27 protein-coding genes and 3 pseudogenes are annotated in these 25,764 nt (G+C 60.2%); 14 read left to right on the top strand and 16 right to left on the bottom strand.

All coding sequences use genetic code 11. The features are described from left to right. Window positions 1–99: 99 nt before the first annotated feature. Window positions 100–695: pseudogene (locus tag U0025_RS21685) on the bottom strand (transposase); the annotation flags it as partial. 498 nt (window positions 696–1,193) lie between these two features. Between U0025_RS21685 and U0025_RS21680 the strand changes: the two are divergent. From U0025_RS21680 to U0025_RS21665, 4 genes are all read left to right on the top strand, one after another. Then, window positions 1,194–1,670: an RNA polymerase sigma factor gene (locus tag U0025_RS21680; RefSeq protein ID WP_306452558.1), complete on the top strand. Its 477-nt coding sequence runs from the start codon at window positions 1,194–1,196 to the stop codon at window positions 1,668–1,670. Beyond that, a complete protein-coding gene (locus U0025_RS21675) occupies window positions 1,648–2,592 on the top strand; it encodes a FecR family protein (RefSeq protein ID WP_234415666.1) in 945 nt (314 codons plus the stop codon). The genes U0025_RS21680 and U0025_RS21675 overlap by 23 nt, the downstream gene beginning before the upstream one ends. A gap of 128 nt (window positions 2,593–2,720) precedes the next feature. Next, window positions 2,721–5,630, top strand: coding sequence for a TonB-dependent receptor (locus U0025_RS21670; RefSeq protein WP_234415667.1), 2,910 nt, complete (start codon window positions 2,721–2,723; stop codon window positions 5,628–5,630). Further along, entirely contained in the window at window positions 5,630–7,270 is a 1,641-nt protein-coding gene (locus U0025_RS21665) for an FAD-dependent oxidoreductase (RefSeq protein WP_323156743.1), read from the top strand. The genes U0025_RS21670 and U0025_RS21665 overlap by 1 nt, the downstream gene beginning before the upstream one ends. Window positions 7,271–7,338: 68 nt before the next feature. Here the strand turns inward: U0025_RS21665 and U0025_RS21660 are convergent, their stop codons facing one another. Next, window positions 7,339–8,826 (bottom strand): phytoene desaturase, encoded by a 1,488-nt coding sequence (locus U0025_RS21660; protein WP_004209649.1) that lies wholly within the window; start codon window positions 8,824–8,826, stop codon window positions 7,339–7,341. 136 nt (window positions 8,827–8,962) lie between these two features. Between U0025_RS21660 and U0025_RS21655 the strand changes: the two genes are divergently transcribed. Further along, complete coding sequence (locus tag U0025_RS21655) at window positions 8,963–9,511, top strand: hypothetical protein (protein ID WP_080604482.1); 549 nt, start codon at window positions 8,963–8,965, stop codon at window positions 9,509–9,511. Window positions 9,512–9,544: 33 nt separating this feature from the next. Here the strand turns inward: U0025_RS21655 and U0025_RS21650 are convergent, their stop codons facing one another. After that, window positions 9,545–10,741, bottom strand: coding sequence for an IS256 family transposase (locus U0025_RS21650; RefSeq protein WP_004207098.1), 1,197 nt, complete (start codon window positions 10,739–10,741; stop codon window positions 9,545–9,547). On the opposite strand from U0025_RS21650, the gene U0025_RS21645 reads away from it, so the two are divergent. Beyond that, the gene (locus tag U0025_RS21645; protein WP_169331138.1) at window positions 10,700–12,199 is read left to right on the top strand and encodes a polyprenyl synthetase family protein; all 1,500 of its coding nucleotides are present in this window, start codon (window positions 10,700–10,702) and stop codon (window positions 12,197–12,199) included. The two genes, U0025_RS21650 and U0025_RS21645, sit on opposite strands and share 42 nt — an antisense overlap. Here the strand turns inward: U0025_RS21645 and U0025_RS21640 are convergent. Next, a complete protein-coding gene (locus U0025_RS21640) occupies window positions 12,196–12,810 on the bottom strand; it encodes a PAS domain-containing protein (RefSeq protein ID WP_048939287.1) in 615 nt (204 codons plus the stop codon). The genes U0025_RS21645 and U0025_RS21640 overlap by 4 nt on opposite strands. Window positions 12,811–12,893: 83 nt before the next feature. Between U0025_RS21640 and folE the strand changes: the two genes are divergently transcribed. From folE to U0025_RS21610, 7 genes and pseudogenes are all read left to right on the top strand, one after another. Beyond that, window positions 12,894–13,526 (top strand): GTP cyclohydrolase I FolE, encoded by a 633-nt coding sequence (gene folE / locus U0025_RS21635; protein ID WP_004209646.1) that lies wholly within the window; start codon window positions 12,894–12,896, stop codon window positions 13,524–13,526. A 1-nt stretch (window position 13,527) separates the two neighbouring features. Then, window positions 13,528–13,716 (top strand): annotated as a pseudogene (locus tag U0025_RS26140) (NAD(P)-binding protein); the annotation flags it as partial. 87 nt (window positions 13,717–13,803) lie between these two features. Further along, entirely contained in the window at window positions 13,804–14,487 is a 684-nt protein-coding gene (locus U0025_RS21630) for an NAD(P)/FAD-dependent oxidoreductase (RefSeq protein WP_048939285.1), read from the top strand. After that, on the top strand, window positions 14,484–15,242 hold the full coding sequence (locus U0025_RS21625; protein WP_004209644.1) for an SDR family NAD(P)-dependent oxidoreductase: 759 nt from the start codon (window positions 14,484–14,486) through the stop codon (window positions 15,240–15,242). The genes U0025_RS21630 and U0025_RS21625 overlap by 4 nt, the downstream gene beginning before the upstream one ends. A 91-nt stretch (window positions 15,243–15,333) precedes the next feature. Beyond that, window positions 15,334–15,873 carry a lipocalin family protein gene (locus tag U0025_RS21620; RefSeq protein WP_004209642.1) on the top strand — a complete coding sequence of 180 codons (540 nt, stop codon included), beginning with the start codon at window positions 15,334–15,336 and terminating at the stop codon, window positions 15,871–15,873. A gap of 126 nt (window positions 15,874–15,999) precedes the next feature. Next, window positions 16,000–16,401: a hydroxyisourate hydrolase gene (gene uraH / locus U0025_RS21615; RefSeq protein WP_004209641.1), complete on the top strand. Its 402-nt coding sequence runs from the start codon at window positions 16,000–16,002 to the stop codon at window positions 16,399–16,401. 355 nt (window positions 16,402–16,756) lie between these two features. Continuing rightward, window positions 16,757–16,924 (top strand): DUF6771 family protein, encoded by a 168-nt coding sequence (locus U0025_RS21610; RefSeq protein ID WP_004209640.1) that lies wholly within the window; start codon window positions 16,757–16,759, stop codon window positions 16,922–16,924. On the opposite strand, the gene U0025_RS21605 is transcribed toward U0025_RS21610, so the two are convergent. The 9 genes and pseudogenes from U0025_RS21605 to U0025_RS21565 form a co-directional block, all read right to left on the bottom strand. Next, complete coding sequence (locus U0025_RS21605) at window positions 16,925–17,869, bottom strand: nucleotidyltransferase and HEPN domain-containing protein (RefSeq protein WP_004209639.1); 945 nt, start codon at window positions 17,867–17,869, stop codon at window positions 16,925–16,927. A gap of 54 nt (window positions 17,870–17,923) precedes the next feature. Beyond that, window positions 17,924–18,190 carry a MarR family transcriptional regulator gene (locus U0025_RS21600; RefSeq protein ID WP_323156742.1) on the bottom strand — a complete coding sequence of 89 codons (267 nt, stop codon included), beginning with the start codon at window positions 18,188–18,190 and terminating at the stop codon, window positions 17,924–17,926. Between the two features lie 310 nt (window positions 18,191–18,500). Beyond that, window positions 18,501–18,962, bottom strand: coding sequence for a hypothetical protein (locus tag U0025_RS21595; protein WP_004209636.1), 462 nt, complete (start codon window positions 18,960–18,962; stop codon window positions 18,501–18,503). A gap of 49 nt (window positions 18,963–19,011) precedes the next feature. Beyond that, window positions 19,012–19,374, bottom strand: coding sequence for a hypothetical protein (locus U0025_RS21590; RefSeq protein WP_004209635.1), 363 nt, complete (start codon window positions 19,372–19,374; stop codon window positions 19,012–19,014). Window positions 19,375–19,434: 60 nt separating this feature from the next. Continuing rightward, a complete protein-coding gene (locus U0025_RS21585) occupies window positions 19,435–20,004 on the bottom strand; it encodes a helix-turn-helix domain-containing protein (protein WP_004209634.1) in 570 nt (189 codons plus the stop codon). Between the two features lie 161 nt (window positions 20,005–20,165). After that, complete coding sequence (locus tag U0025_RS21580) at window positions 20,166–20,765, bottom strand: GntR family transcriptional regulator (protein ID WP_004209633.1); 600 nt, start codon at window positions 20,763–20,765, stop codon at window positions 20,166–20,168. Further along, window positions 20,762–21,634 (bottom strand): phytanoyl-CoA dioxygenase family protein, encoded by an 873-nt coding sequence (locus tag U0025_RS21575; RefSeq protein ID WP_004209632.1) that lies wholly within the window; start codon window positions 21,632–21,634, stop codon window positions 20,762–20,764. Before U0025_RS21575 ends, U0025_RS21580 begins: the two co-directional genes overlap by 4 nt. Further along, window positions 21,631–22,200, bottom strand: a pseudogene (locus tag U0025_RS21570) (acyl-homoserine-lactone synthase). The gene U0025_RS21575 and the pseudogene U0025_RS21570 overlap by 4 nt, the downstream one beginning before the upstream one ends. Window positions 22,201–22,371: 171 nt before the next feature. Next, entirely contained in the window at window positions 22,372–23,124 is a 753-nt protein-coding gene (locus U0025_RS21565) for a helix-turn-helix transcriptional regulator (RefSeq protein WP_004209629.1), read from the bottom strand. A gap of 792 nt (window positions 23,125–23,916) precedes the next feature. Between U0025_RS21565 and U0025_RS21560 the strand changes: the two genes are divergently transcribed. Continuing rightward, on the top strand, window positions 23,917–24,441 hold the full coding sequence (locus tag U0025_RS21560) for a hypothetical protein (protein ID WP_037490795.1): 525 nt from the start codon (window positions 23,917–23,919) through the stop codon (window positions 24,439–24,441). Between the two features lie 17 nt (window positions 24,442–24,458). Here U0025_RS21560 and U0025_RS21555 read toward each other — a convergent pair whose 3' ends face one another. The 3 genes from U0025_RS21555 to U0025_RS21545 form a co-directional block, all read right to left on the bottom strand. Further along, window positions 24,459–24,797, bottom strand: a complete 339-nt coding sequence (locus U0025_RS21555) for an HU family DNA-binding protein (RefSeq protein ID WP_409371846.1) — start codon at window positions 24,795–24,797, stop codon at window positions 24,459–24,461. A gap of 33 nt (window positions 24,798–24,830) precedes the next feature. Then, entirely contained in the window at window positions 24,831–25,010 is a 180-nt protein-coding gene (locus U0025_RS21550) for a hypothetical protein (protein ID WP_234415668.1), read from the bottom strand. 246 nt (window positions 25,011–25,256) lie between these two features. Further along, window positions 25,257–25,691: a DUF488 domain-containing protein gene (locus tag U0025_RS21545; protein WP_004209627.1), complete on the bottom strand. Its 435-nt coding sequence runs from the start codon at window positions 25,689–25,691 to the stop codon at window positions 25,257–25,259. Between the last annotated feature and the right edge of the window lie 73 nt (window positions 25,692–25,764).

Here is a 25,764-nt window from a genome sequence, read left to right as displayed (position 1 = left end):
TATCATAGTAGCAGCGCACTCCAGCCCAATCAGGGCGCGGAAACTCGGCGCTACGCTTCAAACGCGCAAGGTGGGGGCAGAACAGCGCTTACGAACCAGCGGCACGGGCATCGGTGTGCGGCTGCCACGCGCCCGTTTGCGCCCACGACGGCGGCGAACCGACAATCCTTCCTCACGATACAGCCGGTAGAGCTTCTTGTGGTTCATAGTCATCCCCTGGCGTTCCAGCATGATGCCGATCCGGCGATAGCCAAAGCGACGGCGCTGGCCTGCGACCTCACGCATCGCAGTCCGGATGGCTCCGTGGTCCGGCGGGCGTTCGCGCCGGACCATTTTGGGATCGACACCGATCAGGACGCAGGCCCGGCGCTGGGAAATCGGATAGAGCCCCAGCACCTTGAGCACCGCGTCTCGCCGCAAACCTGGTGTCGTCAGACTTTTCCCAACAGATCCTTCAGGATCACATTGTCGAGCATGCTGTCGGCCAGCAATCGCTTGAGCTTGCCGTTCTCCTCCTCAAGCTGGCGGAGCCGGCGGGCATCGGACACTTCCATCCCGCCGTACTTGCCCTTCAGCTTGTAAAACGTCGCCGTGCTCAGCCCATGCTTCCGACAAATCTCGACCGTCGGTAGCCCGGACTCCTGCTCCTTGATCATCCCGATGATCTGCGCCTCAGTAAAACGGCGCTTCCTCATGCGTCTGCTCCTTCTCGTGGACAGACTCTACATCAGAATGAGGGATCTTTCGGGGGGCAGGTCAGTCTGCATCATGTCACCGGGAATAATCATCTTCGACACGGCCCTAATGGATCATGCTTCCAGAGTACGGCAATTGGGATATGTCCGATAGTTACCGCAATTTATCGGATTATCATCTCCCTTTGCAATTCATTGATCTCACATGAGCGCTTGGAACCTACAATCCGCTGAAAGAAGCGAAAAAATCCCATCGGGTGGCAGCGAAGGATCGGGATAGTCAGTCAGTTTTTGCGGAGATTGTTCGAGTATGTGCACCTATCGGCGCGTATCTGTTTCTCCGCCACAAAATTGCTTTAACCGTGACGGAAATGCCTCTTCCATGGCTCTTGGCAACGAGAGAGGAGAGAAACTACGGAACGCGACGCGCTTGCCAGATGGGTAGCACGGGAAATTCTGCCCCATGAACGTGACCTGCGGAGCTGGTTGCGGCGGCGTGTGCTTGCGGCGGCCGATGTGGAGGATATCGTGCAGGAATGCTATTGCCGTCTGGCCCAGCTGCCCGATGTCGCGCATGTTGCCGTGCCGCGCGCCTATCTTTTCACGATGGCGCGACACATATTGCAACGACAGGTGGAGCGGGCGCGGGTGGTTCGCATCGAGACTGCGTCCGGCATTGATGGTTGGGAAGAGGAAGGTGATCCTCTGACGCCCGAGCGCTTCGCGCAGGGACGCCAGGAATTGGCCAGGGTACAGGCGGCGCTGGCACAGCTGTCCGACCGTGCCCGCCGGATCTTCATCATGCGCAGGGTCGAGGGCTTGAGCCAGAAGATGATTGCCCAGACGCTGGGCATCAGCGAAACCATTGTCGAGAATGAGGCGAGCCGCGGCTTGAGAACCATTCTTCGCACATTGACCGAGCCCGAACAGGAACAGCCTTCGAGCAGCGGAGGTGTCCGTGCGCGAAAGCATTGACGAGGCAGCTGCCAACTGGGCCATGCGCCATCCCTTGGATGCGCATCAACAGGCCGCTCTTGACGCATGGCTCGCACAGGACCGGCTCCATGCCGGGGCGCTGCTGCGTGCGCAGGCTGCCCTGGCCCTGGCGGAGGAAGCGCTTGTTGCCGACGCCGGGCCGGAGCACGGCTCCCATTGGACGCGGCGTCGATGGATGGCGGCCGGGGTCGGTGGTGCCATGGCGGCGGCGATCGCGGGCATGGTCGGGTTTTCGCGCTGGACGGGGGAGCATATCGCGACCGAGCGCGGTGAAATTCGGCGTCTTCCGCTCGAAGATGGTTCGGTCGCAACGATCGACAGTGGTAGCGACCTGCGGGTTGCCCTCGACGAGGAAAGCCGACGCGTCACGCTGGCAAGAGGTCAGGCCTGGTTTCAGGTTGCAAAGGACCGACGGCGTCCCTTCATCGTCGATGCCGGCATTGCGCAGGCAAGGGCGATCGGCACGGCCTTTTCCGTCAGTCGGACCGAAAATGGCGTGCAGATTGCCGTGACCGAGGGGATCGTGGCAACCTGGGCCCGTAACGGGGCAGGGGCCATGACCATCCTCAGGGCCGGGGATTTTGCGACCTTCGAGCGGGGCGCGCTGGTTCCCGCCACTGGCAATTCACCGCAGGCGATAGAGAGGTCGCTCGCCTGGCGAGCGGGTGAAATCGCGCTCGAAGGGGACACATTGTCTGACGCCATTGCCCGGTTCAATCGCTACAACAAGCAGCAATTGGTGCTGTCCGACCCAAGCCTTGCCAATGAGAAGCTGGTCGGCCTGTTCCGGATCGATAATCCGGCAGGTTTTGCGCGGACCCTGGCCATTTCCCTCGATATTTCGGTAAGTATGACAGCCGAGGAAATTCGCCTTTCGCGAAAAAAGATCGCAGGCAGCTGACGGAAAACCGACCCGCCCGTCTCTTGATGGTCGAGAGCGCACCAGAAAACAGGGCGCCAGACAGGGGAGGATGTATGAGAGCTTCGCGCGCCTATTTTATGTTGGCTTCAGCCAGCCTGGCCTGGAGCATGGCTTCGCCTGCAGAGGCGGCGGCCCAGGTCCGGCGATTCGATATCCCCGCGCAACCGGCGCGCACCGGCATCCCGCTCTTTGCCAGACAGGCGGGTATCGAAATATTGGTGTCGGCCCCCACAGCTGAGGGTGTCACCATTTCCGGCATCAAAGGGGCAATGGATGTGTCGCAGGCGCTTCAGCGCCTGCTTGCAGGCACGGATCTCGTCATGGTCAGGGTCGGCAGCGCCATCGTGCTCAAGCGAGGCAAGGTCGGTCCGACCCCGGCAGCCGCTTTCACCATGATGCCGGCCGGTGAGCCCAATCCACAGGGGAGTGAAGCGGCGGGCGCTGCACCAGATGACATAGTCTCTTCCGACAATCAGGCGGCGCAGGACATCATTGTCACCGGCATTCGCGGCTCGTTGCAGCAGTCGATCAATGTGAAGCGCCGCGCCAGCAACATCGTCGATGTCATCACGGCGCAGGATATCGGCAAGCTGCCTGACCAGAATGTCGCTGAATCCATGAGCCGCATCACCGGCGTCCAGATCACGCGGCGCGAAGGCGATGGCTCGAACTTCACCGTCCGCGGCATTTCCCAGAACCGCCTGGAAATCAACGGCCGCACCTTCCTGGGGCCGGGTGCAGGTGGCAGTGCGTCGCTAGAATCGATCAGTCCGGAAATCATCGGCAGCATCGTCGTCTCGAAGTCTCCCACCGCCGACATGCCCGAAGGGGCGCTTGGCGCCACCGTGAACCTCAAGACCAAGCGTCCGCTCGACCTTGACGACCTTGTCATCAGCGGGCGGCTTCAGGGTGCCTATACCGACCAGGCCGATCATCTTGGCTACCGAGGCTCAGCCCTCATCTCGAAGAATTTCGACGATCGCTTCGGCGTCCTTGCCAGCATCGCCTATTCCAACACCCATACCCAGGGACAGTCATTCGATTCCGGCGGCTGGACCCGTACTGATGCCATCGACGGCGATGGTGACGGCGTCGACGACCCCGGCCTGTTCCGGCCGAATCGTTTCATGGCGCGCATCTATGATCGGCGGGAGCAGCGCCTGACGCTCAACAGTTCGCTGCAGTTTCGTCCTGCCGACAATTGGGAGATCATTCTCGACGGCACCTATTCGCGGCTGAAACGGGAACGCAACAGCGCCAATTACCAGATTCTCTTCAATAATAATGACGTCGATGCTGTTGCTGACGAACATGGCACCGTCGTCAGCGGCACCTTCACCGGCGTGACGCTGCGGCCGCTCATCTATGACGAGCCGACCGAGTTCCGATCCACCAATCTTGGTTTCTCGACCAAATATGACGGTGATGTCGTGAAGATGTCGGCGGACGCTTCCTACAGCAAGGGCAAGGGCACGGATGGTGGCCCTGGCGCATCCTTCACCTATGTGGTGGTCCCGCGTGCCGGCAATGTCACCAATGCGAGCTATGATTTCTCGGGGGGCGGCCCGGTGCCCAACCTTTCGCTCGACACCAATTTCGACCGTAACGATCCGGCGCAATATCAGCTGGCATCGATCTTCGATGGCGACAATATCACCAACAACAGCGGCTATGACGGCCGTGTCGATTTCGACATCCGCACCGACTGGGGCTTGCTCAGCTCGATCCAGGTTGGCTCGCGCTACGAGAAGATCAAATTTTATTCGGAATCGCCACAAAGCGTCCCCTCCGCGGCAAGCCTGCTGGCCGTTGGTGACAAGAATGGCGATGGCATCATCACCGTCGATGAGATGCCGGGGCTCAATTATGACAATAGCATGAGCAGCTTCTTTCCTGGAGCCTCGGGCGATTTCCCACGCGACTTGCTGACCGGGACCGTGGACAAGGATGTTGCACGCGATGCATTTGGCCTGCCGATCCCTCGCGCCGATACGATCCCGCTTGGCCGCGTGTCGATCCGCGACGTGGATCAGGACACGCTCGCCTTCTATGTCCGGGCCAATTTCAAGAGCGAGGTCGGATCGATACCGATCACCGGCAATGCGGGGGTGCGCTATATCAGTATCGAGCGCATATCCTCGGGCTATCTGTCGGACACACAGGCAACCGCGTCGAAATCGCGCTTCGACTATTGGTTGCCGAGCGCCAACCTCTCGCTCGAGCTGTCGCCCAGCCTCATGTTCCGCGCTGCCGCTGCCAAGGTGGTCGCGCGTCCCAGTCTTAACGATGTCGGGGTGAGCTTCATTCCATTCATCGTCGCCCGCACGGGATCGCGTGGCAATCCCGCCCTGCGGCCGTTCCAGGCAACGCAATATGATGCGACACTCGAATGGTATTTTGCACCGTCCAGTGCGCTGACGCTTGCCGGCTTCTACAAGGACGTCAGTTCCTTCACCATCAACACGACCCGGCCCGAATTCGTGCCCGGCCTGTCGACGGGGCCGGACGACCTGTTCCAGATTACCCAGCCGGTCAATGGCAAGTCGGGTACCATCAAGGGATTCGAATTGGCCTATCAGCACGCGCTGCGTTTCCTGCCGGCGCCCTTCGACAATCTCGGCATTCAGGCCAATTATACCTTCGTCGACAGCAAGACGCCGCTGGTAGACGAGGCGACCCAACGCGGCCTGCCATTGCCGGGCCTGTCGAAGCATAGCTATAATCTCATCGGCTATTATGAGGACGAATTGCTGTCCTTCCGGGTCGCCTATATCCACCGCAGCAAATATCTGCAGGGGCAGGGCAGCGCCGCATCGGGCGGCAGCTCCTATATGCAGGCCAGGGGGCAACTCGACGCTTCGGCCCAGATCAACCTCACCAAGACCGTCCGCCTGACGGCAGAGGCCATCAATCTCACCCGGTCCGTCGAACGGCAATATCTCCAGGATCCGGCGCGCCTGCTCAGTTCGCTGCGAGAGGACCGCCGTTTCTTCTTCGGCGTGGCGGCGACTTTCTGATGGCTGGCAGGATCAAGGCGCTTCGCCCCATGCTCGCCGCGGCCCTTCTGCTGGCCGGCGCGGCCGACGCCAGCACGGTTGCACAAACACCGGCGGATATCGTGATATATGGCTGCACCTCGGCCGGCGTCATTGCGGCGGTCGAGGCACGGCGGCTGGGCCGGTCGGTGCTGCTCGTCTGTCGCGACGCCTATGTCGGCGGCATGACGACCAATGGCCTGGGCTGGTCCGACACCGGCAATCATCGCGCCATTGGTGGCCTCTCGCTCGAATTTTATCGGCGGGTGAAGCGTCATTATGATGATCCGGCTGCCTGGACCTTTGCCAGGCGTCCGGAGAACGCCGAGAATTTCGTCAATGACGATGCGATGTGGCAGTTCGAGCCCAAGGTGGCTGAGGGGATTTACGAGGCCTGGCTGAAGGAGGCCGGTGTTACCGTCGTTCGATCCCAGCCGATCGATCGGCGGGACGGGGCCGTGGAGGTGAAAGCCGGTCGGGTTGTCGCCTTCCGTTCCGGGACTGGTCGTCGTTTTGCCGGACATGTCTTCATTGATGCCAGCTATGAAGGCGATCTGATGGCGGGGGCAGGGGTGGGCTTTGCGGTCGGGCGCGAAGCAAATGCCACCTACGGCGAGACGTTGAACGGCGTCCAGATGGCCAACACGACCAATCATCAATTCACACTGGACGTCGATCCCTATGTCGTCCCGGGTAAGCCCGGCAGCGGCCTGTTGCCGCGGGTAACGGCAGATCCGATCGCGCCGGACGGCACGGGCGACCATCGCATACAGGCCTATACATTCCGCATGTGCCTGACCGACGTGCCAGCCAACCGCACGCCTTTTCCCAGGCCGCGCCATTATGATCCGCGCCAATATGCGTTGCTCAAACGCTATATGGATGCGGGCTATCGCGACTTTTTCCGCAAATTCGATCGCATCCCCAACGGCAAGACCGACACCAACAATTTCGGTGCCTTCTCCTTCGATGATATCGGCATGAATTACCGCTATCCCGAGGGAACCGACACCGAACGGGCTGCCATCATTCAGGAGCATGTGGACTATCAGCAGGGGCTGCTGTGGTTCATGGCAAACGATCCTGGCGTACCGGCCGAGACGCGCACCGAAATGTCGCGCTGGGGCCTGTGCAAGGATGAATTCACCGGCAATGGTAACTGGCCGCGGGAAGTTTATGTGCGCGAAGCGCGGCGCATGGTTTCGGACTTTGTCATGGCCGAACCGCATTTGCGCGGCACGAAGGCGACGCCCAGGCCGGTCGGCATGGGATCATATAATATGGACTCGCACAATGTCCGGCGGATCGTCGATGCAAGAGGCTTTGCGCGCAACGAAGGGAATATCGAGGTCAGCCCTGAACGCGCCTATCCGATCAGCTATGATGCGATCATCCCGAAGCGCCAGGAAGCGACCAACCTACTGGTCCCGGTCGCCTTGTCGGCATCGCACATTGCCTATGGCTCGATCCGAATGGAGCCCGTCTTCATGATCCTTGGCCAATCGGCCGCTGCTGCGGCATCCATCGCGATCCGGGAGGGCAGGAGCGTGCAGGATGTCGATTACGGGATGCTGAAACAGCAATTATTGTCCGAGCAGCAGATCTTGGCGCTGGAAAGATAACGGATCATCCATAGAGCGTGAGCGATAGAGCTCTGTAGGCCTATAGAACAGCAATGTTCACACGGGCCTCAGGGCCTCCCGGTTTGCATCATGAGCCCTGCAGTCGCTTTGGCACTTCCGACAACGCCCGGGATGCCCGCGCCGGGATGGGTACCTGCTCCTACCAGGAAAAGATTTTCAAATCGGTCATCACGATTATGTGCTCGAAACCAGGCGCTCTGCGTCAGCACCGGTTCTAGACTGAAAGCGCTACCGAGATGAGCGTCCAAATCCCTTTGGAAATCTTCCGGCGTATAGTGAAAGCAGATTTCGATCCGATCCTCGATATCGGGGATCAACAGGTCGCGAATGCGGCCTATGATGATTTGGCGATAGCGGTCGCCCTCCTCCGCCCAATTGACTGCCGCAGCGCCCAAATGCGGCACAGGGGCGAGCGCGTACAAGACCGATTTGCCGGCAGGAGCCACGCTTGCGTCACTGGCTCCGGGATTATGCAAATAGATTGACGGGTCCTTCGGCAAGCGCCCCCCCTTGTAAATGTCGTCCAATAAGGGACCGTAGCGATCGGAAAATAGAATCGAGTGGTGCGCGATTTTCGGAAAATTTCCTTTAATTCCCATATGTAAAACAAAAAGACTGGGAGAAAATCGCTTAGCTTCGAGTGAATGCCTTTTCCTCAATGCGTGAGAAGACCCGACGATCATTTTATAGGTGCTGACAACATCCGCGTTGGAGGCGATCTGATCTGCATGAATGCGACGTCCATCCTGCGTGACCACGCCAGTTACGCGACGCCCTTCATGTAAAATTTCCCGTACCGGTTCATTCAGCATGAGCGCTCCGCCCAATCGCTCAAAAAGCGCCACCATCCCATCGACGAGTGCGTTTGTGCCGCCAGTCGTCCACCATATTCCTCCCTCCCGCTCCAAGTGGTGGATAAGGGCGTAGATGCCACTCGTGCTCATCGGATTGCCCCCGACCAGCAAAGTGTGGAATGACAGGGCCTGGCGTAGCTTTTCGTTCCCCACGAAGCTCGATAAGATTGCATAGACAGACCGCCATGCTTTGTGCCGGGCAAGGGCGGGTGCCGCTTTCAACATGCTCTTGAAATCAAGAAATGGGACTGCACCCAGCTTTACGTAGCCCTCCTGGTAAACTGACCGCGCATAGTCCAGAAACCGGTGGTAGCCTTCGATGTCTTTCGCATCGAGCTTGGCAATCTCTTTTTCCAACAGCGCGTCATCATTGGAATAATCGAACTGTGTGCCATCGTTCCAGACAAGCCTATAAAAGGGGCTCACCGGCTTGAGGGTCACATCCTCATCCATTCGATTGCCTGAAAGCATCCATAATTCTTCCAGGCAGGCCGGATCGGTAATCACGGTCGGACCGGCGTCGAATATGTAACCTTCTCTTTCCCAGCGATAGGCTCGCCCGCCTGGGCGATCGCGTGCCTCGATGAGCGTCGTGCCGATACCGGCACTTTGCAAGCGGATTGCAAGCGCAAGTCCCCCAAAGCCTGATCCGATGACGATTGCAGAAGGCTTTGATGACATCATGTATCGCCTTGGTTTGAGGAATGCTGGTTCAAGGCATCGCTATGGAATTGGTGGAGTGCCACAACCTGTCCAAAGGGGAGTATGGTATTCAAAGCCAAAAACTGAAAATATGTCAGATAGATAGGATGAGGCGATGATCAGCGCACCAGACGATAGAGAAGATCAGGCTTTTTCTCCTGAGCCCAGACGGGTGCTGTTGGCCAATCCGCGTGGCTTTTGCGCTGGCGTACGACGTGCGATTGCAGCCGTTGAGGACGCGCTGCATGTCCATGGTGCTCCTGTCTATGTGCGCCATGCGATCGTGCACAACCGAAGGGTGCTAAAGCAGCTTGAGGAATTAGGCGCCGTTTTTGTTGAGGATGTGAGCGAAATCCCTCAAGGCGCAGTCACGATATTGTCCGCGCATGGAAGTGCAGCCGCCGTGAAAGCGCAGGCGGATAAACGTGGTTTGCGCGTCGTGGATGCCATTTGCCCTTTGGTCGCAAAAATTCATTCCGAGGTCGCTCAATGGAATTCGCAAGGCCGCCACGTCTTGCTCGTCGGCCATGCGGACCATCCCGAGATAATCGGAACCACTGGACAATTGCCCCCTGACGCCATTTCGATAGTAGCGGATCTGGCCAGTGTCAGCGCCCTCCCCCTGCCAGATGAAACGCCGGTCGTGTCCCACGGGGTGGTGTAGGAACCGTCGATCCGCAGTAGGATCAGGTTCGGGTCAGGCAGCCAGAGCTGGCAGGCTGACAATGGGGTTATGGCTTACCGAGCCGAGGGTTTCCAGCGTCATGTAACGGCGTGACACCGCCCACTCATCATTCTGTTCCAGCATGAGTGCTCCGACGAGGCGGACGACGGCGGCGTCATTCGGAAAGATGCCGATGACATCGGCCCTTCGCTTGATCTCCTTGTTCACCCTTTCCAGCGGGTTGGTCGACGCGATCTGCGCCCAGTGCTCCTTCGGGAAGGTCATGTAGGCAAGCACGTCCTCGCGCGATCCGGCCATCATGTCGGCCAGCTTCGGGAACTTCTCGCGCAGGGCATCGGCGACCTGTTCCCATTGCTGGTGAGCCGCTTCAGCCGTTTCCTGCGCAAAGATCGTCTTGATCATGGCGATGACTGCCGGTCGCTGCTTGGGCGCGGCATGTGCCAGCGCATTGCGCATCCAGTGGACCCGGCAGCGTTGCTGGCTCGCGGCGAACACCTTGCTGGCGGCGGCGCGCAACCCCTTGTGGTCGTCCGCGATGACCAGCTTTACCCCGCGAAGTCCCCGGTCGGCGAGCGAGCGCAGGAAGGCTTTCCAGAAGGGTTCCGCTTCTGAAGGGCCGGTGGCAACGCCCAGAACCTCGCGCCGACCATCGGTGTTGACGCCGACGGCGATTATCGCCGCCGTCGAGACGATCCGCCCGCCCTCGCGGACCTTGAGGTAGGTGGCGTCGATCCACAGGTAGGGCCACTCGCCCTCGATCGGCCGCTGCAGGAAGGCGTTCACCCGTTCGTCGATCTCGGCCACCAGACGGCTCACCTGGCTCTTCGAGACGCCGCTGGCGCCCATCGCCTTGACCAGATCGTCGACCGAGCGAGTCGAGACACCGTGGACGTAGGCTTCCTGGATCACCGCCGCCAACGCCTTCTCAGCCGTGCGGCGTGGCTCAAGGAAGCTCGGGAAGTAACTGCCCTTCCTGAGCTTGGGGATCGCCAGCTCGATCCGGCCGGCCCGAGTGTCCCAGCCCCGTTCGCGATAGCCGTTGCGGTGGTTGAGCCGCGCCGGGCTGCGACTGCCCGCAGCCGCACCCGTTCTGGCCTCAATCTCCAGATCCATCATGCGCTCGGCGGCAAATGCCAGCATATCGCGCACCAAATCGCTGTCTGCCCCTTGCTCAATCAGCTCAACAAGGGCCATTCTGTCGTCGGTCATCGTCTTCTTCTCCAGGTTCGAGTTCGCATCCGAACCCTACCAGAAGATCGACGGTGGCCACCCTCTCAGAGAAACCTTCCTACACCACCCCGTGGGACACGACCTGAAACGCCAGTAGCTTACGCCGTCCAGACGACCTTTTCAGTCGCCGATTCAGCTCGATTGATCGAGGCGATAGAGGCTCGATTCTCCAATTGCGTCGGTCCGCGTTCAAGCGACATCTGCTATGCAACCACAAACCGGCAATCTGCTGTGACGCAAATAGCGCCGCGTTGCGATATCATGTTGATTGTTGGAGATCCCACATCTTCGAATGCGCGCCGACTGGTCGAAGCGGCGCTGGCGGCTGATTGTCCGCAGGCGTTTCTGATCGAAGATGCTGAAGATTTGGCTCATATTCCACTGGCGAAAGCCTCTACAATAGGGTTGAGCGCAGCCGCATCCGCCCCGGACGAGGCGATTGAAGAAATATGTTCCTGGCTTGATGGCCTTGGCTTCTTGCGCGAGGAAATGGCTGGACCGGAAGAATCAATCCGATTTCGACCCATTTCAGTGGTAACGACCGAGCAAGCCCCTCCGCATCTGCCCAAGATTCTGGCTGATGATCGTGCAGCAGTCGACACGGTGCTGATGGATGCGATCGGTGACTGCCCCACACGCAATATTCGTCTCGCCGACGCGATGCGCTACGCTGCTACGGCAGGAGGAAAGCGTTTTAGAGCCGCTCTTGCCCTGGCTGTGGCTGAAATGTTGGGGGGTGACCGGGGTTCGGCACTGCGTGTCGCTGCGGCAATTGAGTGCGTACATGCTCAGTCCCTCGTCCACGACGATTTGCCCTGCATGGACGATGACGATCTTCGGCGAGGACGACCTACCGTTCATCGTCGGTTCGACGAGGCCACAGCGGTCCTGGCGGGCGATGCTCTGCTGGCACTGGCCTTTGAAATTCTCTCTGATCCGCGCACCCATGCCGATGCGGCCGTGCGCAGCGAACTTGTTCTGGGCCTTGCGAAATGCATCGGTCAGGATGGACTTGCCGGCGGTCAGATGATGGATCTGTATCCCGAAGCAGACCTTTCACGAGAAGGGCTCATCGATTGCCTCAATCGGAAAACTGGCGCACTTGTGCGGTTCGCAGTGGAAGCAGGCATGTTGCTGGGCCGAAGCAATGCGCAAACGCGCAGCGCGTTAAAGTCCTATGCTACCGACCTCGGCCTTCTTTTCCAGCTCAGGGACGACCTCCTCGATTCTGAGGGCGATGCAGCCATTGTCGGAAAGGCCGTAAACAAGGACAAAGATAAAAGCCGGGAGACCGGCGTCACGGTCCTGGGAGCAGAAACTACAGCTCTTGAAGTGGAAGCGCTCCTGCGCGCATGCGATAGCGCTCTGGAGCCGTTTGGCATAAGCGCTGCCCGATTGAGGACTTTGGCCCGGTTCGCTGCGCGGCGCGACCTCTAGAGGCCAGCTTCTATCGCAATCCGGATTGCCTCTGCCACCGACCGCACTTCCAAAGTTCGAAGAACGGCAGCGCGGTGCATCTTCACCGTCCGCTCGGTAACCCCCAGCTCGAACGCGATTTGTTTGTTTAGGCGCCCTTGGGCAAGCGCCTCGATTATTTGACGCTGACGGCCACTAAGATTTTCAATTCGCATGCGTGCCTGCTGATGGCGGCTGACCGGCCGATCGTCGATGGCCATCTGAGAACCCAGAAAGAATTCCAGTTCGCCTTCGTCATCGAAAAGCGGCGCAACCATTACAGCGTTGCGAAAAGGGGTGCCGTTTTTACGGTAATTAATCAGCTCGACCATGACAGGTCGCACCTGGGCTACAGCGTCGCGCAACATCTCCGTCTGCTCGGCCTCGGTTCCGGCACCGCGCAGGAACCGGCAGTTTCGGCCTATGACCTCTTCTTGGGAGTAGCCCGTCAACTCAACAAAGGCAGGATTGCAGGCCACGATAGGATTGTCGGCGCGCCGAGGATCGCTGACCACGGCCGCTACCTGGCTGTTGCAAATCAGAGAATTGGGATCCGATATTCTGGTCACTGCAACTCCTTCCCATTTGGTCATATCGCAGAGCCCTGTTCAGTTGACTAGCATGCCCTCTTCGCATCGCTTGCAAGGGGCAGGCGGCCAGATATTCGAGAGCTGTCATGAATTTCGTTACTGCCGGGTTCGTCCCTATCGATGAGGATAGCTCGAAAAGCGGTCCAGAGCCTCTCTCAGCTCCCCAAGAAGTTCACCATGCTATCCGAACGCTTCTGCGATGGACGGGCGACGATCCTGATCGTGAAGGCCTTCGAGATACGCCTGCGCGCGTGACGCGTGCATGGAAAGAATATTGCAACGGATATGAGATCGATCCAGCCACCTATCTTTCTCGCACGTTCGATGAGGTAGGAGGATATGATGAAATAGTCCTCTTGCGTGACATCCCTTTCCAGTCCCACTGTGAGCATCATCTTGCGCCAATCACGGGAACCGCCTCGATAGCCTACCTTCCCAAGGACAGGGTCGTGGGCATATCCAAGTTGGCCCGTGTTCTGAACGGATATGCCCGGCGCCTCCAGGTCCAGGAGCGCCTTACCGCTCAAATTGCGGACTGTATCTGGAACAATCTCAAGCCCCATGGGGTCGCTGTCATCATCAAGGCAAGTCATGGTTGCATGACCGGCCGCGGTGTACGTACCCATGGCGTAACGATGATGACCAGCAAGATGCTCGGCTGCTTCCGCGATGATCCCACAAGCCGTAGGGAGATCATGACACTCATGCAGTCTCAATAAAATGCCTCGCATTGGCATCATCGGGGCTGGCATTGCAGGATTGGCCTGCGCAGGACGGCTGCGTCATTGCGGTGAAATCATGCTCGTCGACAAGGGGCATCGTCCCGGTGGCAGGCTCACAACGGTCGCAATTGGATCATCATCATGGGATTTGGGAGCGCCTTGGTTCACGGCAAGGGATCCCAGATTCCGAACTGAAGTCGGGCGTTGGCGAAAGGCTGGCTGGGTTGCGCGTTGGAGCGACGGCCCAGGGAATGCGATGGTAGGGGTGCCCGCAATGGCCACCTTGGTTCGCGAGCAAAGCCGGCGTTTTGACGTCCATTTTGAGTTCCGGGTTCAATCTCTTGTCAGGGAAGATTCAAGTTGGATGATCCAGGCAGAGGGAGATTGCGTAGGTCCATTCGACACGGTGGTGATCGCCGTTCCGGCTGAGCAGGCGGCACCACTGCTGTCTCTTCACGATCTCGAAGCTGCGCGCGAGGCCGCGTCTGTCAGGTCCTCACCTTGCTGGGCGGTTATGGTCGAATTTCCGCATCAACTGGATGTACCAACGCCGTTCGCTACCAACGTCGATATTTTCTCGATGGTTGCATGCAACAGGTCCAAACCTGAAAGGGGTGATGGTGAATGTTGGATATTGCACGCCAACAGCCACTGGTCCCAGGATCATCTGGAATGGTCGCCGCCTGAGGCTGCCGCGTATCTTCTCGACGCCTTTGCGCGACTTTTCCAGATCAGGCTCCCTGCCCCCACATTTTTGAAGGCCCATCGCTGGCGGTTCTCGCAGCCCTATGCGCAGTCGAGCAGGATCATCTGGAATCCTGGCATAGGCTTGGGTGCCTGCGGAGACTGGTGTCATTCACCGACGGTCGAGGGCGCATGGCTTTCGGGCGTCCTGCTTGCTGACACAATGCTGTCGCAACCGATCGACGCTAGCGTCAATGGAGCCGTCGCACGATGACTGCTTTGCAAAATGAGACAGGCAAATATCTGGCCCGACCCGCAACGGCGGCGATATTCGGCGCGAGTGGCGCGATCGGCCAGGCCATTGCGCTCCGTCTCGCGCAAGGTGGACGGTTCAGTTCGGTCCACACCGGCTCGCGAAAAGGTCGATCTGTCCCGGCCCCGGACTGCGTGCCCTTCAGCTTCGACCTGGAGAATGAGGCGTCGATTGCCGCGGCAGCAGCAACTCTGCCAAGCTCGCTCGACCTGATATTTGTCTGCACCGGCATGTTGCACGATCAGGTGGCGGCAATCGCTCCGGAAAAGACGATGCGTGCCCTGGACGCCAAAGCACTCGCACGAAGCTATTTGATAAATGCTATCGGCCCCGCTCTCATCGCCAAACATGTCCTGCCACGGCTTGCGAAAGATCGACGCGCCATCTTCGCTGTGCTCTCAGCAAAGGTCGGGTCGATCGGCGATAACCGGCTTGGCGGTTGGCATGCCTATCGGGCAAGCAAGGCAGCACTGAACATGATGATCCGAAATTTCGCGATCGAGATGGGGCGGACACATCCCCAGGCCATCGCCGCTGCCCTCCATCCCGGCACCGTAAGGAGCGCCCTTTCCGCTCCCTTCACCGCCCGCATTTCGACCGGAAAAATCTTCACGCCGGAATATGCTGCGGAGCGGCTGCTCGATGTGCTCGATGGGCTTACACCGCAAGACAGTGGCGGGCTGTTCGCGTGGAACGGAGTCCGGCTGCCAGACTAAAGTGGTACGAGCGGCGCGTCTCCCTCCTTCACGGAAACATCCAACATTCGGTGCGTATAGCAGGCAAATTCCAACATATCGTGAAAGCAAGATGCATAGAAAATTGGTTATCGGCAGCCTGCTGGCTGCCACGACTCTACTAGGCGCATGCGCGCTCATCCAGCGGCCCGGACCAGTTGGTAACGTTAATGTACCCGCCCCCGCCAAAGCCGTCGACCTCGCACAGTATATGGGGCTCTGGTTCGAGCAATTCAGATATGAGGCACCTTTTCAGAAGGACATGGACGGCGTCACAGCCAACTATGTGATGAATCCGGACGGCACCGTCCGGGTCGTCAACCGTGGACGCCGGGGATCGAAATGGAAGGAATCGGTCGGCAAGGCCAAGCTGGTCGAGGGTAGCGGCAACGCCAAGCTCAAGGTATCATTCTTCGGCCCATTCTATGGCAACTATTGGGTGCTGGATCATGGCGATGACTATAGCTGGTCTATCGTCGGAGAACCCAGCGGCCGCTATCTGTGGGTACTGACCCGTGACCAACATCCTTCGGACCAGATGAAAACCGAGCTTGCCGAGCGCGTCAAACGGTTGGGATATGACTGGAATCTGGTACGCATCACCCGCCAATGATGGCGCGTTTCGACATTTCTCATAGCGGGAACTGGACGCACTCAGCCCGCTTTGAGCATCGGGCGGGAGGACGTGAGCCAAATGGACGTATTTTGGAAAAGAGCATCGCTTTTCGGGGAGGTCACCATGAAACTAGCTACCTTGGCCGTATTCGCCTCAATCTATGGGTGCAGCGTCTTCCCGGCCACCGCCGCTGAAATTTCCACGCATGTGCTCGACCTTGCACGTGGCACCGGCGGCAAGGGCGTGCCTGTTGCACTGTCCAAGCGCTCGGCGGATGGCGTCTGGCAGCAAGTGGCCAAATCAACGACGGATGCCAATGGTCGTGTTCGTAGCTTCGACGATGGCGGCCTGTTCGACACGGGCGTCTACCGCCTTGAATTCGATATGTCGAAATATCCCGATGCGTCTGCAAATCCCTTCTTTCCTGAAATTGTCCTGACCTTCCGCGTTGCCGACAAAGAGGGCCATTATCATGTCCCGGTGGTAGTCAGCCCTTATGGATACTCGACTTACCGGGGCAACTAATGTGCAGGGAGCGAAGCTCTTGAGATCCGCGGTCGAAGCCAGTTGGCCAAACCGTCGATGATGTGCAGCTGAGGGTTTGAGAGCCAGTACCTATCGGCCTGCGCTTTCTCTCAGTCGCCAATTGGCTAGCGCAAAGGACAGCCAATCGGCGCATATTGAGTGCAATCTTCTTTCCGCTGCAGGGACATGACGTCGAGACATCGGGGATAGCAAAGGCAAGAAGCGCGGTATCCGTGTCCGGCGGCGGCCCACTCACTATAGTGGATCATGTTTTTTGCACCCGCATCGCCGCGCCCCACGGATGTGTGAGACCGATGCGTTGCCTCGATAGCCAAGGCCCGGCATAGGCGCGCATATGAGTGAATTCGTACAGGCCGCCATTCTCGCCGTGATCAAACGCGCCCCGATCTGGATCCGGCAGGATCTGACATCGAAGGATTTAGGCGCCCGTGTCCGTGCGGAGGAGTCGCTCGCCATGATCATTGCCGACGCCATCCGCAAGCAGGGCGAACTGCCCGAATGATCAGGTCCTGGATGTTCGGGCGAGAACGCCGGCAGTCCGCTTCAACTCGGCTATCCGTTCGGCGCAGACTTCATGCACCACACAGCCCAGATCCTCGACCTGTCTGCCAAGCCAGCTGAGTTCCGCTTCGCTGATCTTGTAATGCTTGGAATAGCGGGCCTTCACATAAGCCTCTTTGAGCTTTTCCCAGCGTGCCTGATCGATGCGCCGCTCGCGCGGCCAGACATCGACCAGCCGGCGATCCAGCCGCTCCGCCTGTGTGCGCAGGAATCCGATATTATGGACATGGGGCGTGTAGAAGGTCGTGACGAGCAGCACGCAGTGATAGAGCCGTTCAGTGGCCTGATGCATGTCAAATGCCGCTTTTTTTAGCCAACCTTGCGACGCGGAATGCAAAGCGGACGCGTGGAAATGGTTTGCCGTAGGAAACCACTCCTCGAAATATTCCTGTGCCATGGCAAGCGCCTGGTCGGGCGTCTTTGGCTTGGGAACATGGAGCTCGCTGTCTTCGACCTGATAGAGCGCGATGCCGTCTTCGCGCACGTCCATGAAGAAATAGCGGCCATGGGCCAGACCGTCATTCACCTCCTGCAGCGTATGGACAATGAAATTGACCGGGGTACGGATCGCGTGGGTGATCGCCAGTTCGCGATTGAAGCGGTCCTCGAGCTTGAGCCAATAGTCGACCCGCTCGGTCAGCCGCTTGTCATTGACGATGATGAGAATGTCATAGTCGGACTGATAGCCCTTGGCGGTGTGCGGTTCGTCGACCCATCCGCCCCTGGCATAGCTGCCATAGAGAATGATCTTCTCGATCCGGCCGCGCTTCTTCCAGCCATGGTTGGCGAGCGCCAGCGCATCCTCGAATTCCTCGAAGATGATCCGCACGACCCGTTCGAGCTCGCGCTGTTTGTCGCCGGGCAAATGATCCAGATCGGTCCGCATCATCCTATCCTAGCTTAGTCCGCAGGGCGGCTGCAATGAGGGGCCGGCCGTTCGTCACGATGGCTCTTCACGACGTACGATCTGTTCCAAGATCGCGCGCGCTTCAGTTTGCCAATGGTGCATGGCCGCCAGCGCTGCCGGGGATAGTCTCACCAGCTTGCGGCGGCGATCACGGGGATCGGCAAGCCTTTCAATGACGCCGAGCGCTGCCAGCTTCTTGATCCATCTCTGCGCGGTTGCCGGCGCAATCCCTGCGGCAATTCCTACCGCCGTGACAGAGAGGTCGATCCGTTCAAGGGCGCAGGCATAGATGTCGAGCATGATATCCCATGCCGGTTCAGCCGATTGGACAAGCGCGGCATGATCAGCGCGGCGACGGCGCATCTCGCCGATCGATCGGATGAATCTTGCACCCATCTCGTCCTCCAAAGGAGTAGGGGCTCGGGGCACGCGCCGCCGTTTGGTGCCGGCTAGCATCCTGGCAGGCTTTCCTGGCGCCGCCATGTTGCCAGGTCGGAGCGCCTTGCGCGGTTGATCGGTCATCTCGCCTTGTTTCCGGCATGACGCAGGTCTGACCTGTGGATAAGTCCGGCTCTTGGCCCGACATGCCGCTGCGCTGGGCTTGTGCCTTTTACCCGGCGTGGTCGGCGGCAGGCCGGCGCGACCAGGCCGGGTCGACGCCATGGCGGCGGAGCCGACTGCGATGCCGCGCGGTGGCAGCCGCCAGGAAAAGCATCTGCGGCACGGCCCAGAAGGCGGTGCTGATCCAGTAGAGGACAGGAACGATCTGCGGATCGAGCAACCGGATGACATGGCCCATCACCGCCAGCAGCTGACAGGCCGTGATCGCCATCGGCCAGTAGCGGCGCGCGAACAGCATGATCGCCCCCAGCGCGATCAGCATGGCGAGATCGACCAGGAAGATCGCCGATTGGAAGCCCTCTGGCGGGGGAGGCGCATGGATGGAAATCATGATCGAGGCGAAGGTGCCTGCAAGAAAAACTCCTGCGGTCAGCCGCTCGGGGCTGCCGCCCCGCACCAGGGCATAGCTGCAGCAGATTGCCGAAAGGATGAGGAAGGCCAGCAGGATCATGGTCGCTTGTCCACATTAAGGCTGGCCTTCCCTCATTTGCAAATCGGGCTCAGGCGGCGGCTGCAAGCGTGGCGACAGGCGCAGAGGGCGCTTTGGCCTGCTGGCAGGGCCAGGTCGGACCGAAGCTTTCTGGCGTGGCCCCGAAGCGCTTGGCGATCCGGCCATATTCGGCATGGGCTTCCACGATCGCTGTTCGGCTTTCCATATGGGCATCGATCGCGCGCCGCAGCTTGGCGAGCGCCGGTTCGGCAATACCGGGCGGAAGACCCTGATCTTCCTGGACCCTGATCGTTGCGATGATGAGCTCGGCCGTCGAGACGATGCCGCTGTCGGCAGACTTCTCGGCCAGCTGGATTGCCGCAGCGACGGTCATGATGCCGCTATGGAGCGGATGGTCGGTCGGCTTGGACATGCGCATTCTCCTCGCGCCAGTATCGTGGCGCACCTGCTGTGATGCCGGTGTGGGGAAGGCTCAGTGGGAGAGGCGGCGGAGAAAATCGGCAATGCTGAATAGCATGCCTAGGCCAGCGCTGATCGCGAAGAAGCAGAAGCCGATCGCGATCGCGACCGCCAGAGTGAGAAGCGACCGCGTAACCAGCGTCATCCCGTCCGGTCTCGTTCCATCGAGAATTTCCCGCACGAGCAGGCCGAGATTGACCTGCCCGCGAGGCGGGGTGACGGACCGCCTCTCGCCCTCAAGACCATCCTCCGGCCTGGACCGATCGATGGCGTTCTGGGCGTGTGGCACAGCTGCTGCAGGATCGGCCTGATCGGCTAGACCTATCAAATCGCCCCCTATTTTCTCGGGGGCGCTAGTGGTAGATGGCGGCACGATCCGGGCCAGATGCTCGGCATAGAGCAGGGCCGCATGCCGGCGGTCGCGCGCGCCCAGCTTGACGACCGCGTCGCGGATATAGGTGTTGACGGTGCCGGGCCTGATATTGAGGGCGCGGGCAATATCCTCCGAACTTTTGAGATCGCGCACCATCAGCAGGCATTGGCACTCGCGAGGCGTCAGCCGATCAAATTGCGTCTCGGTCATGCGTGCGTCTGGAACCTCTCGGCCTTCGGGGTGGGGGCATCTTCCCTCAGGCGATATTGCGTTGCAATTCCAAACGCTTTTTCAGCGATGATCGGGGCCGGGATTGGAAACGCGAGGATGATCGTGCCGGCCTTGACCTTGGCCCCGTCGATTGCGCGCAATCAGCTGTCGCGAACCGCCTGGGCCAATTGCGACGCGATCGCGCGCCGGCGTTCATGATAATGCTCCAGGAGCGCCTTGAGCGCCTGCCATCTCCCGGCGTGCGCAAATTGGTCGATCCGCTCGATTTCGGCTGGGGCGTCGGCCAGCAATTCGGTTTCCATACGGCGATAGGGGCCAAGCCGCGCCGCCGCATTGGCGACCGCCCGGTCCAGTTCGCCATTGCCGGCCGCCATGCCGATCGAACCGAACAGGATCGCGCTATGATCCGCGATGCCATTATGGCCATGGGGAATGGTCAGCGCGGCCTGGTTGGTTTCGAGCCGCTGCACCGCGATGCCGAGCAGCATCTGGTGCCAGTCGAGCAACTGGCTGATATCGGCGGCATCGAGACGGGGCACATGGAAGCCGATCCCTGCCGTGGCCTGGACCAGCCGCTCGCCCGAAAGGCGACTGAGACTGTCGCGCACAGGGGTGATGCTGACGCCCAGCTCCATCGCCAGCTTGGTCGCCTCGAGGCGAAAGCCCGACGGCCAGGCACCGGCAATCAGCCGCCGGCGCAGCGCATCATAGGTGGGCTCGAGCACATGGGCCGGGCTCATGCCTTTTCTCCAGCGCTTTCCAAATACGCGGCCAGCAGCGCCTCCTGATCGGGCCGCAGCGCATCGATCGCACCGACATGGTCGGGCAGATTGTCACCGAGCAGGATCGACGGGCACTGACCTTCATAATTGCCCAGATTGGGGCGATGCTGGGCATAGCCGACCAGCGCCGCAAGTTCGGGACTGAAATGTCTGGCCACTGCAGGCGGATAGGCGAGCCAATGATTCTCATAGGGCTTGAGCCAACCAAGGCAGTATCCGACCACGATGGCACGCCTGGCGCTCTGGCTGATATTGGCGCCTGCACCATGGGCCGTCGAGCCAAGAAAGCAGATCGCGCTGCCCGCCGGGCATTGGGCGACGATGGGTTCCTCCTGTCCAGCCCTGGCCATGCCGGCTTCGCCATGGCTGCCGGGGTAGACAAGTGTCGCAACATTTTCGCGGGAGAAGGCATCGAGCGGCCAGATCACATTGACAAGATATTCATGCGCCCCCTTGGCACCCTGCCACATGCTATGATCGCGATGCGGCAATTGCTGGGCTGGGCCGGGCAGTATCTCGATCGCCTGCATGACATTGAGCTGGATCCGGTCGCAGGCGGGCTTCAGCACGGCCTCGACCAGGTCCATGATGACCGGGTTGAGGACGAGCGCCTGCGCGTCGCGCGAGCGCTTGAGCAGGCCGCCAAAGCGCCTGGTCCTCTCGCCATAGAAGCGTCCCTGGCAGAGCGGGGTGGCGGCGAAACTGGGTTCAAGATCTGCATTGAGCGCATGGATGACGTCTGGCGGCAGCGCATCCTCGATGACGCAGTAGCCGTCTCGCAGCAGCGTCTCCCGCATGCTGATGTCCCAAGCCTGTAGGCGCATCATGCGCGCCTCCCATGGCGTGGGGCGCTCAGCTGATATTGAAGCGAGGCATGGATCCCCGCCCGTTCAAGCATGGACGGCGTGCTTGCATCGATATGGATGTGCAGGGCGATGAGGAACTGATCTCTATGCCGAACCGGCTGGCCCAGCGCTTCGCATCGCCAGCCGAATGTCGCGACCTGCGCGAACCACGAGCGCTCGGCGACGCCGGTGTAGGAGCCGATGCCATTGGCCAGGGCATGATCGACAAGCGCGATCACGAGCTGGTTGCGCGCGTCAAGCCGCTCAGCGGCCCTGAGGTCGCGATCAAGGCAGAAACGGGTGATCTCCCGGACATGGTCGCCGGTCGGGACCGGACCAGCGCACAGATGCGGGAAGATGTCCGCGAGGATATGGGGCCGGTTTGTCTACAGCAGCCGTGTTGAGGCGCGATGATGCAATTCCGTATCGGTCAGCACCAGATATTGCGCGTCTGGCGTGTCGAAATGGTCAACCTCATAGCGGTCGGCCAGCACCGGAAGATCCCATTTGAGCAGGTCGATGAAGACCCGCTTGCGCGCTTCGAACATGGCGCGGAGCACCATATCCTCGTCGATATGCGGGTCCCGGATGATCGGGGAAGCCATGTGCTGTTCCTGTCATGATTGAACATGCACGCATGACATCATCGCAGCCCGACCCCGCCTATACCCAGAAAGGGGGATGGCACCGCCGCGCGCATCGCGCGGCGGTGCGGTCGATCAGACCCGCTCGCGCCAGCGGAATATGTCGGAAAAGCTGATCAGCCCGTCGAACAGGGCATAAAGGATGAGCGAGGCGCGGTTGCTCGTATCATAGCGGTCGCGCGCTTCCTTAAGATGCTGGATCACCGTCTCCTTGCTGATGCCCAATATCCGACCGATCTCCCAGTTGGTCTTGCCCCGCGCCGCCCAGAGCACGCAGTCGCGTTGCCGGTCGGTGAGGCGCGGTTTCTTGATGGGGCGCCGCCACCCCGACAACCGGCTCGCCTGGGCGATGGCAATGGCGCCCAATATGTCAGCGATGATGAGCATCCTCTCAGGGAGCGGGCGTTCTGTGGCGGTGACGAAGGTGCAACTGCCTGTGACCGTACCGGGCAGGTGACGCGGGACGGTGAAGCCGTCGACCATGCCATGTTTGCGCCCGGTCTCGAAGGTGACCCGCTCGATCGGCGTAATCGGTATGAGATGTTCGATTTCGCGCCATCGAAAGCCCGACAAACTGCTTTCGCCGGCTCTTCGGACCGGATCGGTCTGGGCGAGGTTGAAGCCGATACAGATATCCGCCCAGCTGGCCGGGTAGCTGTGCACAAGCATTGATGTGCCCGAATGTCCGCCAAGGCCGACGTCGACGCTGAGGGCAAAGCGGTCAAACCCTAGCGCTATGGCGATCCTGTCCATCGCCTCATGAAGGGCGTCTGCGGACAGGGCACGAAGAATGGTCTTGCTGAGCGACTCTATCTGTTCCTGATTCATGACTTGGGATCTGCGCCCATGCCGACGGGCCCAACCCGTTACGTCATGAAGGCGCCCTTTTCCTGGCTCGGGCCGTTGGCGACGTCCCTCACGCCGCGCCGCGAGCGTTTCTGTCTGCCTTTGGCTGCAACCTCTGTTCCCGAAGCGGGAGGACTCTCCTGGTCCGTGGCGCAACTCTGCCCGAATGACCGCCGGTTTCAAGATGCTTTGTGACAATGATGTGACAGGCGATCGATGGCGGCTTGGCCATCGCCGGCCAAGCTTCATTTCGCTTTCCCGATCTCGAGCCAGACCCTCATGATCTCATGCCTCGCGGTCACGATCCCGGTGGCAAGGAAAGGGGGCTGCGGACGCCGCGCCTGCGCGGCGGCGTAGGTCTGGCCGCTTCCTCTCAAAATCGGGAGTGGCCGGCGCTCCCTGCTAGGCGCGTCGCGACCGGTGGCAACCTGCTGCGCAGCTGCTCCATTGCCATTGCGCCCTGACGGTGCCGACGCCCGCTCGAGCGCGCCTTTCCGCTCGCACCCTGCCGCCCCCCCTAATTCCCGCCCTGCCGGTGGTTTGGGCGGGATCAGCACGGCGCGTCACGGCGCCTGCAAGGTCGAGTCGCCTGCCGCTCGTCCAAGATCGACGGCCAGCACAGCCTGATCAAATGGCCATGGGCAGCAAAAACGCTGCCCATGGCTTGACGCGCCCAGAAAAAAATCGCGGCCGCCGCGCGCGGCGGCCTTCCCTCAAGCCATTCTGTTCCCGACCTGATCCCGCATATTTCGCCTTTCCCGACTCGGGCCAGCTATGGTGGCAAAGCACATCGCGGATAAATTTCGATTGCGTCATTATTTCGTGGAAACAATGATCGACCAAGCAGTTATCCCCCTGCAAGTCTCCGCGGCTTGCGCGACCCGACTGGCCCTGCATCAACCGGTGCAGGGTTTTTCGACCCTCTCGGTTGACCTCAGCCTGCCTGCAGTGGGTGGCCGGCTGAGGTTGACTCGATGGCCTCAGGCCATTGCAGATTTCATTCAGATTTCGCTGTTAACAGTCAAATCTATCCAACGGGGCGGCAAGGACTGCGCCAATCTGCTGGATGCCCCGCCTGCCTTTCAGAGCGAAGCGACCCGCCTCAAGGCTGGCGGGGCAAGACCTTATCCCGCTCCAGCCGGAACTGTCCTTGCCCCGCCCGTTGCGAGGTCCAACATCATCCAGCGCGCGCTGGAACCAGCATTGCCAGCCTTTCGCCGGAAGTCCTATCAGTACGTGCCGATACAGGGCGCACCGCGGTCGTTGATTACGGACGAAAACTGTCGCGCCGCTTCATAATGCCGGGGCGCCTGCTATCAGCTATTGACCTTGTCCTTGAGCGCCTTGGCCGGTTGGAAACCGACCTTGCGCGATGCCGGGATCGTCATCGGTTCGCCCGTCCGGGGATTCTTGCCCTCTCGGGCCGCGCTCTGCTTCACCTTGAACTTGCCGAAGCCTGCAATCGAGACATCTTCGCCCTCGGCTGCTTCGTCCGCAATAATGGCCAAGGCTGCGTCGATAATCTTCTTCACGTCCGATTTGGTGACGCCCTGCTGGACAGCAACGGCTTCGATCAGTTCATTTCCAGTCATGGCATCCTCTTTCGCTGGGGGAGGGAGCGTTTTGCCAAACATGCCAGCGGTGGTCGAGCGCACTTCATACTGATTGCAAAAAATACCGCCGCACTCTCATTTTCTGGCCGGCCGCGCCAATCGCCGCCGATTCTTGCGAACCGCCTTGCGATAATGGGTAACTGATGCGCTCATTATCGCAGGGGCCGAGGCGCCAAGGCTACCGGTCATGAACTTCCACTGGAGCAGCGCTGCTGCCTCCATCTTCTCTCTGACCATCAACTGCGCTTCGGCCATGGCTAAAGCGTTTCCGGACATCAGGCGGGGAAGCCGCATGCCAATGACGGACCAAGCCTCAAGCCCAAGGCTCCAGCAATCAAATGTCAGGGACAGGGATGATGCGGTGCGCATGCCGCTATAAGGTCGCCCGTCCGCTGGGGTTCCCGAAATCGAATAGGATAATCTCGAAAATTCGGCGCCGCACCGGGCCGCCGTAGCTTACGCCACATCGCGCCGGCGGGGTTCTCACAGCAGATCCGGCCATCAGCCCGGATAGAGGTCGACACGATCAGCCTGTGGTAGGACGGCATCGAGCAGCAAGGTCCGATGGCAGCCTGCCGGATCGCGCTCGAAGCAAAGCAAGGCGGTAGGACGCCCCTTTGCCAGTTCGACCAGTTGCGCTGCCTGGACAATTGCCTCGGGCAGTTCGAGCTGACCTGAATAGATTTCCGCCAGCCGCGCGTGCTGCCTCTTGCGCGCCGCTTCGCGACCTGCCGCAGGGGTCCCAAGTGCCTTGAAACCAACATAGTCGATGCCAGCCTCTCGCAGACCGGCCGCTAGGATATTCTTCGAAAATCCCGGGCGGCGCGACAGGGGTAGGGCCCGTACATCTGCCAGGACTTCAACGCCAGCCGCTCTCAGCGCGTCGATCAGTTGCTCCTGGGTCACCCCCTCATAGCCGATGGTGAAAATCTTCATGGTTGGGAAGCCTCAGCCTTGCCACTATTGAGCGCATCAATTGATCTTGGGACCGGCAAGTTCCTGGCGCATC

Source organism: Sphingobium yanoikuyae, from assembly GCF_034424525.1.
Classification (GTDB): Bacteria; Pseudomonadota; Alphaproteobacteria; order Sphingomonadales; family Sphingomonadaceae; genus Sphingobium; species Sphingobium yanoikuyae.
The sequence above is the reverse complement of the archived record's forward strand: the minus strand, read 5'-3'. Positions and strand labels throughout refer to the sequence as shown.